11 protein-coding genes are annotated in these 12,227 nt (G+C 63.4%); 8 read left to right on the top strand and 3 right to left on the bottom strand.

The genetic code is table 11. The annotated features are described in order from the left end of the window. Positions 1–156: 156 nt before the first annotated feature. A complete protein-coding gene (locus V3C85_RS12320; RefSeq protein ID WP_331795396.1) occupies positions 157–729 on the top strand; it encodes a hypothetical protein in 573 nt (190 codons plus the stop codon). 16 nt (positions 730–745) lie between these two features. Here V3C85_RS12320 and V3C85_RS12315 read toward each other — a convergent pair whose 3' ends face one another. The 3 genes from V3C85_RS12315 to V3C85_RS12305 are packed head-to-tail and all read right to left on the bottom strand — an operon-like array spanning position 746 to position 5,058. Next, positions 746–1,564, bottom strand: coding sequence for a glycosyltransferase family 2 protein (locus V3C85_RS12315; RefSeq protein ID WP_331795395.1), 819 nt, complete (start codon positions 1,562–1,564; stop codon positions 746–748). Continuing rightward, positions 1,558–4,095, bottom strand: a complete 2,538-nt coding sequence (locus V3C85_RS12310; protein ID WP_331795394.1) for a hypothetical protein — start codon at positions 4,093–4,095, stop codon at positions 1,558–1,560. The genes V3C85_RS12315 and V3C85_RS12310 overlap by 7 nt, the downstream gene beginning before the upstream one ends. Before the next feature lie 6 nt (positions 4,096–4,101). Beyond that, a complete protein-coding gene (locus tag V3C85_RS12305) occupies positions 4,102–5,058 on the bottom strand; it encodes a hypothetical protein (RefSeq protein ID WP_331795393.1) in 957 nt (318 codons plus the stop codon). Positions 5,059–5,131: 73 nt separating this feature from the next. On the opposite strand from V3C85_RS12305, the gene V3C85_RS12300 reads away from it, so the two are divergent. The 7 genes from V3C85_RS12300 to V3C85_RS12270 all read left to right on the top strand — a co-directional run bounded on the left by V3C85_RS12300 (position 5,132) and on the right by V3C85_RS12270 (position 12,168). Further along, a complete protein-coding gene (locus tag V3C85_RS12300) occupies positions 5,132–5,368 on the top strand; it encodes a WGR domain-containing protein (protein ID WP_331795392.1) in 237 nt (78 codons plus the stop codon). Beyond that, positions 5,365–6,414 (top strand): saccharopine dehydrogenase, encoded by a 1,050-nt coding sequence (locus V3C85_RS12295; protein WP_331795391.1) that lies wholly within the window; start codon positions 5,365–5,367, stop codon positions 6,412–6,414. Before V3C85_RS12300 ends, V3C85_RS12295 begins: the two co-directional genes overlap by 4 nt. Positions 6,415–6,498: 84 nt before the next feature. Continuing rightward, positions 6,499–7,650 carry a saccharopine dehydrogenase family protein gene (locus tag V3C85_RS12290; protein ID WP_331795390.1) on the top strand — a complete coding sequence of 384 codons (1,152 nt, stop codon included), beginning with the start codon at positions 6,499–6,501 and terminating at the stop codon, positions 7,648–7,650. A 92-nt stretch (positions 7,651–7,742) separates the two neighbouring features. After that, positions 7,743–9,467, top strand: coding sequence for a heparinase II/III family protein (locus V3C85_RS12285; protein ID WP_331795389.1), 1,725 nt, complete (start codon positions 7,743–7,745; stop codon positions 9,465–9,467). Between the two features lie 23 nt (positions 9,468–9,490). Continuing rightward, positions 9,491–11,080 carry a bifunctional phosphoribosylaminoimidazolecarboxamide formyltransferase/IMP cyclohydrolase gene (gene purH, locus V3C85_RS12280; RefSeq protein ID WP_331795388.1) on the top strand — a complete coding sequence of 530 codons (1,590 nt, stop codon included), beginning with the start codon at positions 9,491–9,493 and terminating at the stop codon, positions 11,078–11,080. Between the two features lie 7 nt (positions 11,081–11,087). Further along, positions 11,088–11,591, top strand: coding sequence for a signal peptidase II (gene lspA / locus V3C85_RS12275; protein WP_331795387.1), 504 nt, complete (start codon positions 11,088–11,090; stop codon positions 11,589–11,591). Positions 11,592–11,643: 52 nt separating this feature from the next. Next, on the top strand, positions 11,644–12,168 hold the full coding sequence (locus V3C85_RS12270) for a DUF3035 domain-containing protein (RefSeq protein ID WP_331795386.1): 525 nt from the start codon (positions 11,644–11,646) through the stop codon (positions 12,166–12,168). The last annotated feature ends 59 nt before the right edge of the window (positions 12,169–12,227 follow it).

Genomic DNA, 12,227 nt, shown 5'->3' with positions numbered 1-12,227 from the left:
CCACGGCGCGCGCGGTGGCAAGGGCCGTGATCACAAACCTGACCCACAAGACCAAGCGCGGCATCTGACGCCATGGCCATGGCTTGGAATTGCCGGGCCGATCATATATGATTTTGCGCATGCATTCGGGTGCGCCCGGAAACCGGGGGACTGATCATGAAGGCTGTTTTCGGATTTGGGGCGGTGGTGGCCGTGGCCTTTGTGGGCTGGCAATTTGCCAGTGCCCAGATGATGGGCCACGACCAGATGCATGCAAGGATGCATGGCCCCGGCGGCATGGGCCATGACGAAACCACCATGCCCGGCCTGCGGGGCCTGAATGCAAGCCCCGAAGAAAGCGAAGAACTGGCGGTGATGTTTCGTGACTTTCAGTCGATCACCCGGACGGTTGAAAACCTGCCAAACGGCATCCGCACGGTCACCAGCTCGACAAACCCGGATGTGATGGCCGCACTGGTCAGCCATGTGGTGGGCATGATCGACAGAGTAGAGGCCAAGGATGATCCGCAGATCATGATCCAAAGCCCAACCCTCGACATCTTTTTTGAACGGGCAGAGCGGTTGGAAACCACAGTGGATGTCACAGATGACGCGATTGTGGTGCTGCAAACCTCGACCGACCCCCAGTTGGTTGAGGCCATGCACAAATATGCGGCCGAAGTATCCGCCATGGCGCTGCGGGGCATGGATGCGGTGCATGACATGATGATGCAGCGGATGGGGGGCTGACGGCGTGAAACGCGCCCTAGCGCCCGCGGGTAAAGGCGGCCCCACCCCGGCGGGTTTTGACGGCCAGTGACACGGCAGCGTAAGTGGCAAACCCGGTTGGGTCTTGCAGCGCCATCCGGGCAAGGTCTGCTCGCGTCAGGGGGGGCTTGCCTTCGCGATCTGTCAAGCCGGGATACAGGTTTTCCAGTTGCCGCACCCCGGCATCTTGCCGTCGGCGCACACGGGCCAAGGCCTTGAACCCCTCGATCATCGGCCAGTGATAGGTCTGGGGAACCTGCACCCGTTCGTCGGGGGTGAATTGCAGGCGCACAAAGGTATCGTCCGAAATGATCGCAGGAAACGCGCCCCAGCGGGCGCGGCCCGCGGCATTGACGGCAAACAGGCCATAGCCGGGGGCAGGGCTGCGGTTGAAGGGCAGTTTTTGCCAGAACCGGGCATAGGCACGGGTTACGGCGCTGCGGGGCGGCGGGATGACCGGCGTGCCGCTGGCATAGCGGGGATGATCGGTTTGCAGCGTCTGCGCCAAAGCACCCAACAGGCCGGGTGAAACGGTGACATCGGCATCAAGGTAAACACGGGCCGGATGGATTGCGGCGGCATCGCCTGCATTCAGCGCGCCGGGTTTTGACCCTTCGGCCAGATCCAGAACCTGTGCCTGCCAGCCCTTGGGCAGGTCTTTGGCCAGCACCTGACGGGCCAGATCGGCCGTGGCGTCGCGGCAGCCATTGGCAACCACAATCACCTGCGCCGCAGGCAGGGCCGACGCACAGAGCGCCGCAAGGCAGGGGCCGATCCATTCGGCCTCATTTGACGCGGGGATGATGATGCTTAGCATTGCAGGCAGCCCTTGGCCAAAACCTGCCAGCGTGGGTTATCATCGCCCAAATGCCGCAAGGCCCCCCATGATCCCCATTGCGACGGGGCGGCAATATCGACAAAGGCGTTGAAGGGTTGATCTGTCAGCCTGCCCCAGGCCTGCAGCAAGCGGTCATAAAGGCCGGCCATCTCGGCGCTGTAATTCAGGTGAATGAAAAAGTCGGTCAGCCGCTGATCTTCGACCAAACCGCCATAGGCGACCACATGGGTGCCGCCTTCATACATCATCAGTTTCAAACCATGGCGGTTGGCGACCTGTGCGTGATGGGGCAAAACTTCGGTGATCAGGCGTGTCAGCGTGTCTGACGGATCGCCGGTCAGGCTGCCGGTGTCGATTTCTGTGATGGCCTGCGCCACGGCCAGATCAAAGCGGTGGCGGGCGATGTGATCGGCCAAAGCGGTGCCTGTCAGGCCCTGTGCCGTGGCCTGATCGCGCGCCGCCTGTTCTGAGGCCTCCAGCCAGCCGCGCAACTGGCTGACCTTGTCTTCTGACCCCAGCAGGCCCGAGAAATAGCCGGTGATGGCATAGGCGTCAAAATGGCTGGCCGGGGCCGGGGCGCCACTGGCCAGGATGTCGGGCGCATTCAGGATCTGATCCTCCAGCCCCAGCCAGCCGGTCTGGGTGGCGATGATCCGCGTCAGGCGGTCGGGCGCTTCGGGGCCATAAACCTCGGCCCAGATGTCGGCCATCTGGGCGGCGCGCAGGGCGTAGAACTGCACCCATTTCGACTCGCCTCCCCAGATTGCGCGGCCCTGCTCCTCGGCCCATCCGGCCTGCGCGAATTGCCAGTTCCAGACCTCGTTTGAAAATTCCACATGGGCGTTCAGCTTGGGGTTCAGCCCGGCCTTGGCTGTTTCGGCGTAAAAGCGGATCAGATCATCCTGTGCCAGATGCGGCAGTGTGAACCACGGGTTTGCGTTCAATTCATTGGCCAATGCCACCATGATTTCAATCGGGGCGCCGATGCGCGACCATGTGTAATCGGCAGGCTTGGGGCGGTCGGCCAATGCGGCAAGGGCCGAGTCGTTGGTTTTCATCCAGTCCATCAGCCGGATGGTCTTGACGCCCCGGATGCGGGCCAGCCAGTCAGGGTTGAAGATCTGGCCCTGATCCAGCAGCGCCGCGCGATCCTGGCGTACCACGCTGATATCGCGGATCGGATCGGCTGCATCGGTGCGGGTGATGGTCAGGCTGACCGTGCCTTGGCCGGGGCTGTAGTCAAAGGCAATCTGGCCCGGGCTGGCGACAATACCGGTTGCCCGGCCTTCCAACGTGATCTCACCCTGCCCGGCATAGCGCAGCAGATAACGGCCGGCGACACCGGCGGCCCCGTCTGGCAGGTCGGTAAAAAACAGCAAGGACAGGCCGGTCAGTTCCGGCGGTAGAAACCGGGGCCAGCCGTTTTCATCCAGCGCGCCTGCCGCGGCAAGGCGGGCGTGATCCCAGCCGCCGAATTGGCCGGGCAGGTGGCCAGTCCATTCACGCGCCGTTTTCAGCACGTTGAGGAAAGGCTGCTGCACTGTCCAATCGGCAATGCCATTCAATCCAAGCGCCAGATTGGGGTTGGTGATCGGCGTCAGGGCGGTGGTTTCAACCGCCGCTGCCGCAGGTGCCACTTTCGCGGCCTCCTGTTGCGGCACATTGGCTTGGGGGGCGGCGGGTTCGGTGGGGGCTTGGGCCAACCCCACGGCGGGCGGCTGATAGGCGCTGACGGCGGCCCATGCGATGCGCTGCAACGCGGCGGCCTGATCGTCTGTCACCATGCCATCCCGGCTGCGCCAGGCCCGCGTCAACCGCGTTGGCAGCCCTTCGACCGCGCGACCCGTGATGGCAGCGATATGCACCAATGCCACGAAATACTCGCCCTGTTCCGACAGGTGAATGTCGTCGGAAAAAAAGCGATCCATGCTGCTGATACCGGGCACGCGGCCTGCGGCAACCTCATCCGTCAGCAGCGCCATGGCCTGACCGGCGGGCAGCAGTTGCACGACATCAGCCCCCAAAGCCGCGTTTGCGCCCTGCACCGCGCCTTGCCACAGCGGCAGATCGGCCTCTAGCCGCTGGCGCCACGGCATGGCGGCATTGGGGTCGCCCTCGATCACCGTGCCGGGGCCCGAGGTGCGGCTGTGCCAGGTTTCATACAAGAACACCCGCACGTCGGGGTTGGCCGCGCGGGCCAGATCGGCAAAGCGGGCAATCTGGCCGGGGGTGTCGTTCCATTTCAGATGCTCGGCCAGCGGAATGGCCTCGGTCACGATCAGAACATCGGTTTCGGCCTTTTGCAGCTCGGCCTTGGCATCGACGCCTTCGGCCTGTGTGGAATGATCAAAGTTGAATTTCAGCGGGGCGCCGTTGATCAGTTGGGCGCTGACGGTGGCAGGGGCCTGCATGGCGCGCAGGCCGCCTTCCACTGTGATGGGCAGATTGGGGCCGATCAGGCTGTGCCCGATGTAAAGGATATCTGCCAAAAGGCCCAAGAACCCCGCCATGAACCGCTATCCCCCTTGGGCTGCTGCGCCGATACCCGTCGCAGCATAGCCCGAGACAACCTGCCAGACTATCCTTTGCAGGGCGGCAGCCGTTTCGGGGGCGATGGGTGTGATCGGGCTGCCATCGGCACGGGCCAGTGCATGGGGCAAGCCAAGGGGGCTGCGCTGATAGATCGTGGCGTAATGTGTCAGCGCCATCAGATAGGCCCCCAGGTCGTTGAAATGTATCTGGTCGGGGCTGCCATCGGCGGCACTGCCAAACAATTGGCGCCGGTCGGTCAGGCCGGGAACCTGGCCCGCCTCGGCGGCGCGCACGGTTGCCGCCATGACCTGACCACCCGGAATGACATGAATGGTGCCCACCCCATCGCGGGCCATCGCGGGGCGCAGCAGGCCGTCTTGCCAATATCGCGCCAGATCAAGGTCAAGCCGGGTCAGCCAGCCCTCGGGGTCGTCCAGCGGGTGCCATGTTTCATACAGATAGATCCGGGCATCGGGGCGCGCCGTGCGGCTGCGGGCGGCCCATTTCGCAAGGTGCGTGGCGCTGTCGAAATAGCGGATGGCATCGCGGATCTCGACCATTTCGGTCATAACCACCACGGGGTATGCGCCGCTGTCGATGGCGTGCAGGGCCGGGCGAAACCTTGGGTTGGCGTTTTCCTCGGCAAAGCCCGGCACCTCGCCGGTCCAATGGCCCTGCAAAGAGGCGCCCCACCCCAGTTGCAGCGCATAATCATGCCCGCCAAGCTGGGCCAGCATCGCAGGCATATCGCGGCCCACCAGCGAATGGCCCAGATGATAGATGGCCAAATCGGCAGGCGGGGGGGGCAGCGGGGTGGCATAGGCGCGGGCAAAGGCTTCGGGCGACAGCGGGGCGGGGCGTGATAGCCACCACCATGCCGCCACAGCCGCTGCCGCCGTGCTGGCGGCAAGGCCAAGCGCGATATTCAAGACCTTGCGCATGGTGTTTACCCCTGTTGCCTGACGAAGTATCTGGTAGTTCTGGCATCGAAAGACCAGATGGAGCTGCCCCATTGTGCTGAACTTTCTCTTGATCCGGAACGCAAGGCCGGGCCCCCGATTTTACCGGGTCGAGGTGGCCTATAACCTTTTTGGCGAATATTCAGTGGTGCGCGAATGGGGCGCGCGCGGGCGCAACGGCCAGCAATTGCTGGTCTGGTTTTCAAACCTGCGAGAAGCTTGTCAGGCCGCCGAAGGGTGGCGCAGACGGGCAATGCGGCGAGGCTATGACATGGAAGGATCGTCAAGATGACCCATCTTTGGGTGCGGGCCGAACAGCGCCCGAATGAAGAACGCGTGGGCCTGACGCCCGATGGCGCCGCGGCGCTGATCGCGGCGGGCATCAAGGTGACGGTCGAGAGGTCATCGGTGCGGGCGATTGGAATTGATGGCTATGTGGCCGCCGGCTGCGACATTGCCGAGGAAAACCAGTGGCCCAAGGCCCCGGCTGATGCGATCATCTTTGGCCTGAAGGAACTGCCCGAGGATGGCACGGCCCTGAGCCATCGCCACATCATGTTCGGCCATGCCTTCAAGGGCCAACCTGCCGGACAGGTGCTGTTGCAGCGGTTCAAGGCGGGCGGGGGCACGCTGTATGATCTGGAATATCTGGTTGATGAAACCGGGCGCCGGGTGGCGGCCTTTGGCTATTGGGCGGGTTACGCCGGCGCAGCCGTCAGCCTGAAGGTCTGGGTGGCACAGCGGCGGGGTGGGCTGATCGGGCCGGTGGCGAAATATCCGGGCAAGCAGGCCCTGCTGGATGATCTGGCAAGCGAAATGGTTGGGCTTACGCCCCCGCGCGCGATTGTGATTGGCGCCCTTGGCCGGGTGGGCACGGGCGCATCTGATCTGTGCACTGCCTTGGGTGTGGCTGTCACGAAATGGGATATCGCTGAAACAGCCTCGGGCGGGCCGTTCCCCGAGGTGTTGCAACATGACATCTTCCTAAATTGCATCCTGGCCCGTCCGGGCTGCCCGGTCTTTGTGCCTGCCAGTGCCAAAACCGATCCGCGCAGCCTGACGGTGATTGGCGATATCGCCTGTGATCCGACGTCGGATTTCTCGCCGATCAAGGTCTATGACCGGGCAACCGATTGGCAGGCCCCGGCCCTGCGGGTGGCTGAAAACCCGCCGCTGGATGTGATGGCGATCGACAATCTTCCGTCGCTGTTGCCGGTGGAAAGCAGCGAGGATTACGCCGCACAACTGCTGCCCAGCCTGCTGACACTGACAGATCTGGGCCAAGGGGTGTGGGCGCGGGCAAAGGCGGATTTTGACCGCCACAGCGCTGCGGTCTGAACGACGCGCAAATTTCTTTGAAGAAATTTGCCAGGAATTTTGAAAATTCCTGCCGCAAGGCGGGCAGGAAAAGGGAGCACGGATATGACGATTCATTGGTGTGGGACGGGGCTTTCGTCGGTTCCGGGGTTGCGGCGGCTGATCGAGGGCGGGCACAAGGTTGTGGTCTGGAACCGCACCGTCGAAAAGGCCCGCAAGGTGGTGGGCGATCTGGCGCAAGACATCCGTGCCTATGCGCTGGAAACCCTGACCGAGGCATTGCAGCCGGGTGACATTGCCGTGTCGATGTTGCCCGCCGATCAGCACGTGCCGATTGCCAGGGCCTGTCTGGCCCGTGGGGCGCATTTCGTTTCGTCCAGCTATATCGCGCCCGAAATGCGCGAGTTGGATCAGGCGTTTCGCGACAAGGGTTTGGTCAGCCTGAACGAGATCGGCCTTGACCCCGGCATTGATCACCTGATGGCGCATGATCTGGTGGCGCGGTATCGGGCCTCTCATGCCTATCATCCCGAAAATGTGCTAAGCTTCACCAGCTATTGCGGGGGCGTGCCCAAAATTGCCAATCCCTTCCGCTACAAGTTCAGCTGGGCACCGGTGGGTGTGCTCAAGGCGCTGAAATCGCCGTCGCGGTCGCTGAAGAATTTCAGTGAACTGCGGGTCAACCGGCCGTGGGATGCGATCACCGCCTATGACGCGCCACTGCCGCAGCCCGAAAGCTTTGAGGTCTATCCAAACCGCGATTCCTATCCGTTCATGCAGGATTACCGCTTTGATCCGGCATGGAAGGTGCGCGATTTCGTGCGGGGCACCATTCGCCTGAATGGCTGGGCCGAGGCATGGTCGGGCATTTTCCGCACGGTCGAAGGGTTGGAGGGCAAGCCCGCTGCCGAAGTTGATCAGGTGCTGACCGGAATTGCGAATGATCTGCTTAAGGAAAACTCGTATGACGTGGGCGAGCCTGACCGGGTGGTGCTGTTCGTCAGCCTGAAGGCTGAACGTGATGGCAAGGCGGTGTTCCATGAAACCTGGGCCATGGATGCCTGGGGCGATGCGCGGGGGTCTGCCATGTCGCGGCTGGTGTCGGTGCCGGTCTCATTGGGGGTTGAGGCGGTGCTGGCGCGGGCGGTGCCTGTGGGGGTGCATCCGGCCCCGCATGATCCGGCGTTGATCGCGCGCTGGATGGGGGAAGTGGGCCATCTGGCGCAATATCTGGCACGGGTGGATCATCTGGCCTGACCGCGCAAAGCCGGGGTGACAGGTCGTGTCGTTTGCGGCTATGCTGTCCCCCGGAATGCACCGGGAATCCGGGCGAGCAGGGCGGGCGAAACATGTCACTTTGGGTCTCGGGCGCAAGCGGGGGATGGCGGTCACGCCTTGCCGTCTGGCGCGCGTCGCGTGGGCCAAAAGCGGCGGGGTTCACCTCGTCGCCCGATCCGCGCTCGATCGGTATGGTTGCACGCGGGCGGCAATTGCTGGCGGGCAACTATCTGTTTGCCGGCCAGTTGGTCGAAGCGCCAGAGCACGGCCTGTGGGAGATCACCGCACCCGATGCCGATTTCGCAGCGGAAGCGCAGGGGTTTGTCTGGCTGGATGATCTGGCAGCCCTTGGCGATGCCCCGGCACGCCACAAGGCGCAAGAGTGGACGCAGGATTGGATCAGGCGGTTTGGCCGGGGCAAGGGGCCGGGTTGGTCGCCCAACCTGACGGGGCGGCGGGTGATCCGTTGGATTCACCATGCGATCTTTCTGCTGAATGGGGCGGATGGCGCCCAGACACAGGCCTATTATGCGGCGCTGACGGTGCAGACACGCTATCTGGCGTCGCACTGGCATCAGGCCGCCCCCGGTCTGGCCCGGTTTGAGGCGCTGACGGGGTTGGTCTATGCGGGCCTTTCGCTGATGGGAATGGATGGGCTGGTGGCCCCCGCGATTGCCGCGCTTGCCTCAGAGGCAGAGCGCGAAATTGACGCCAGTGGGGGGATCGGCACCCGCAATCCCGAGGAATTGCTGGACGTTTTCACCTTGCTGAACTGGGCCGCACTGGCGATGACAGAGACGGGCCATGTGGTGCCCGAAGCGCATCAGGCCGCGATGGAGCGGATTGCCCCCACCTTGCGCGCCTTGCGCCATGCCGATGGCGGTTTGGCGCGGTTTCACGGGGGCGGGCGCGGGCTGGAGGGGCGGCTGGATCATGCCTTGGCCAGTGCCAGTGCGCGGGCCCTGGCGCCCGAGCATCAGGCCATGGGATATGTCCGCCTGTCGGGGGGGCGGACCACGGTGATCATGGATGCCGCCGATCCGCCCGGTGGCGCGGCGGGGCATTCGGCCCATGCCTCGACGCTGGCCTTTGAGGTCACGTCGGGGCGCAGGCCACTGGTTGTGAACTGTGGTTCGGGCGCGCCCTTTGGCACCGAATGGCGGCGGGCGGGGCGTGCGACGCCCTCGCATTCCACCCTTGCCATCGAAGGCGTATCGTCATCGCGATTTGGCGAGAAAAGTGGCGAGGCTTTGGCCGAGCGCGCCCATGTGCTGACCCTGCGGCAAATGAACACCGAGCAAGGGCGCGGCGTGCATCTGGCGCATGATGGCTGGGCGCTGACCCATGGGCTGACCCATGTGCGCGATCTGGCCTTGTCGTCGGATGGCCGTCAGATTGCCGGGCAAGACGGCTTGATGGCCCTGAACCCCAAGGGCCGCGCGCGCTTTGAGCAAGTTCTCAGTGCAACGGGGCTGAACGGCGTGCCCTTCAGCTTGCGCTTTCATCTGCATCCTGATGCCGATGCCACGCTGGATATGGGCGGCAATGCGGTGTCGGTGGCCTTGAAATCGGGCGAGATCTGGGTGTTTCGCCATGACGGGCGGGCGCGGCTGGCGCTAGAGCCGTCGGTCTATCTTGAAAAGGGGCGCTTGCGCCCGCGTGCGACAAAACAGATCATTCTTTCGGGGCTGGCGGCTGAAATCGAGACGCGTATCGGCTGGACCTTGGCGAAGGCACAGGATACTCCCACCGCCATCCGCGATCTGGACCGGGATGATCTGCCGGTCCCTCTCTGAGCCTGGACCGAAGGGTGTGCCATATGACTGATCTCGTTGCCCCGCGCCGTGCGCTGATTTCCGTTTCTGACAAGACGGGTCTTTTGGAACTGGCGCGTGCGCTGCATGACCGGGGGGTAGAGTTGTTGTCCACCGGCGGCACCAGCGGGCTGCTGCGCCGTGCGGGTCTGCCGGTGATCGACGTTTCAGACGTGACGGGCTTTCCCGAAATGATGGATGGCCGGGTGAAAACCCTGCATCCGCGTGTGCATGGTGGCCTTTTGGCCCTGCGCGACAATGCCGAGCATCTGGCGGCGATGGAAGAACACGGGATCGGCCAGATTGATCTGCTGATCGTCAACCTTTATCCGTTCGAGGCCGCTTTGGCCCGCGGGGCCGGTTATGATGAGATGATCGAGAATATCGACATCGGTGGCCCGGCGATGATCCGCGCGGCGGCCAAGAACCATGGGTTTGTGGTGACGGTGGTGGATGTCGAGGATTACACCGCCTTGCTGGCCGAACTGGATGCGCATGAAGGCCAGACCACTTATGCCTTCCGCCAGAAGATGGCGCAGATCGCCTATGCGCGGACAGGGGCCTATGATGCCGCCGTCAGCAGCTGGATGGCCGGCGCGATCGGAGAGGTGGCACCGCGCCGCCGTGTCGTGGCAGGCAAGCTGGCGCAGACCCTGCGCTATGGCGAAAATCCCCATCAAGAGGCCGCCTTTTATGTGGATGGCAGCGGGCGGCCCGGCGTGGCGACGGCCCGGCAGCATCAGGGCAAAGAGCTGTCTTACAACAACATCAACGACACCGACGCGGCCTTTGAACTGGTGGCCGAATTTGATCCCGCCGAAACGGCGGCTGTGGCCATCATCAAACATGCCAACCCCTGCGGCGTGGCCAAGGGGGCGACCCTTCTGGAGGCCTATCAAAAGGCATTCGACTGTGACCGCACCTCGGCCTTTGGTGGGATTGTCGCGCTGAACCGCCCCCTGGATGCGGAAACGGCACAGGCGATCACAGAGATTTTCACCGAAGTCGTGATTGCCCCCGGTGCCTCGGACGAGGCCAAGGCGATTTTCGCGGCGAAAAAGAACCTGCGCCTGCTGACGACCGAAGGCTTGCCAGATGTTCTGGAACGCTCGCTGACCTTGCGGCAAGTGGCGGGGGGCATGTTGGTGCAAGACAAGGATGCCGGGTTCATTGGCCGCGACGATCTGAAGGTGGTCACCAAAAAGGCCCCGACCCCTGAACAGCTGGATGATCTGCTGTTCGCCTGGAAGGTCGGCAAGCATGTCAAGTCGAACGCGATTGTCTATGTGAAGGATGGGGCCACCGTGGGGGTGGGTGCGGGCCAGATGAGCCGGCTTGATTCGGCCCTGATTGCCGCGAAAAAGGCCGAGCGGATGGCCGATGCCCTTGGGCTGCCCGAACCGCTGACCATCGGGTCAGCCGTGGCATCGGATGCGTTCTTTCCCTTTGCCGACGGGCTGATAGAGGCCGCAGCCGCCGGGGCGAGTTGCGTGATTCAGCCCGGCGGGTCGATGCGCGATGCCGAGGTGATCGCCGCCGCAGATGAGGCGGGGCTGGCCATGGTGTTTACCGGCATGCGCCATTTCCGGCACTGATAGCCCCATGAAGCTGGCCGCCCTGACCGCAACACTGACTTTCGTTCTGGACCAAGCCACCAAACTGGCCGTGGTGCAGGGGCTGAACCTGATCGAACGCGGCGTGATCGAAATCGTGCCCCCGTTCCTTGTCTTTCGCATGGCGTGGAACCGGGGCATCAACTTTGGCTTGTTCGCGGGCGAAGGCGATCTGGTGCGCTGGTTTCTGGTGGCGCTGTCCTTGGCGATCACCGCCTGGGTCTGGCGGTGGATTTCCCGCAGTCATCAGACGCGGCTTGTGCAGATCTCGGCGGGGCTGCTGATCGGTGGGGCGCTTGGCAATGTGATTGACCGGGTGGTCTATGAGGCGGTGGCCGATTTCCTGAACATGTCCTGCTGCGGCATCGAGAATCCCTATGCCTTTAACGTGGCCGATATTACGATCTTTCTCGGTGCCATCGGGCTTGTCCTTTTTACCGGAAGCGGCGAGGATGCGCCAAAGCCCAAGGGTAAAGGGCGAAAGACCCCGTGACGCGCCCGTGTGATTGGGTTAAGAGGGGGCAGACAAGGTGCGGAGGCAAGACATGCTGACAGGACGGACACTCCTCGCGATGACCATCGCGGTGATGCTTTCCGCCTGTGGAGGCAGTGATAAAGCCCCGCAATTGATGAACATCCGTTCGACCACGGCCGGGCCTGATGAATTTGGCATTTTGCCCCCCAAACCGCTGGAAATGCCCAAGGATCTGGCAGCCTTGCCCGAACCGACGCCGGGAGGTGTCAACCTGACAGACCCAACGCCCGAGGCCGACGCGATTCTGGCCCTTGGCGGCACGCCGGGCCGTGGGGTTGGCTTGGATGCGGGGATTGTGGGCCATGCCTCACGCTTTGGTGTCAGCAGCAATATTCGCGCAACATTGGCCAGCGAAGACGTGCAATGGCGTCGTGACAACAACGGCCGGGTTCTGGAACGCCTGTTCAATGTGAACGTCTATTACCGCGCCTACGAAAACATGTCGCTTGACCAGCATGCCGAGTTGTTCCGCTGGCGCAAGCTGGGGGTGCGCACACCTTCGGCCCCGCCGCCGCAAGACGGCGAGACGCAGTAAGTCACGATGCCGTAGGGGTGGCTTGACCACCCGCCTGTGCCGCATAGCTTTGTTCCTGA

It is taken from the genome of Pseudotabrizicola sp. L79, from assembly GCF_036553525.1.
Taxonomy (GTDB): Bacteria; Pseudomonadota; Alphaproteobacteria; order Rhodobacterales; family Rhodobacteraceae; genus Pseudotabrizicola.
Note: the sequence above shows the minus strand (reverse complement) of the source record. Positions and strands in the feature narration are given on the sequence as shown.

Bases quoted from the DNA above. Each gene is read 5' to 3' on its own strand.
- V3C85_RS12320 (WP_331795396.1), top strand. From the start codon at position 157: ATGAAGGCTGTTTTCGGATTTGGGGCGGTGGTGGCCGTGGCCTTTGTG.
- V3C85_RS12270 (WP_331795386.1), top strand. From the start codon at position 11,644: ATGCTGACAGGACGGACACTCCTCGCGATGACCATCGCGGTGATGCTT.
- V3C85_RS12290 (WP_331795390.1), top strand. From the start codon at position 6,499: ATGACGATTCATTGGTGTGGGACGGGGCTTTCGTCGGTTCCGGGGTTG.
- V3C85_RS12285 (WP_331795389.1), top strand. From the start codon at position 7,743: ATGTCACTTTGGGTCTCGGGCGCAAGCGGGGGATGGCGGTCACGCCTT.
- V3C85_RS12295 (WP_331795391.1), top strand. From the start codon at position 5,365: ATGACCCATCTTTGGGTGCGGGCCGAACAGCGCCCGAATGAAGAACGC.
- V3C85_RS12315 (WP_331795395.1), bottom strand. From the start codon at position 1,564: ATGCTAAGCATCATCATCCCCGCGTCAAATGAGGCCGAATGGATCGGC.
- V3C85_RS12310 (WP_331795394.1), bottom strand. From the start codon at position 4,095: ATGGCGGGGTTCTTGGGCCTTTTGGCAGATATCCTTTACATCGGGCAC.
- V3C85_RS12305 (WP_331795393.1), bottom strand. From the start codon at position 5,058: ATGCGCAAGGTCTTGAATATCGCGCTTGGCCTTGCCGCCAGCACGGCG.
- lspA (WP_331795387.1), top strand. From the start codon at position 11,088: ATGAAGCTGGCCGCCCTGACCGCAACACTGACTTTCGTTCTGGACCAA.
- purH (WP_331795388.1), top strand. From the start codon at position 9,491: ATGACTGATCTCGTTGCCCCGCGCCGTGCGCTGATTTCCGTTTCTGAC.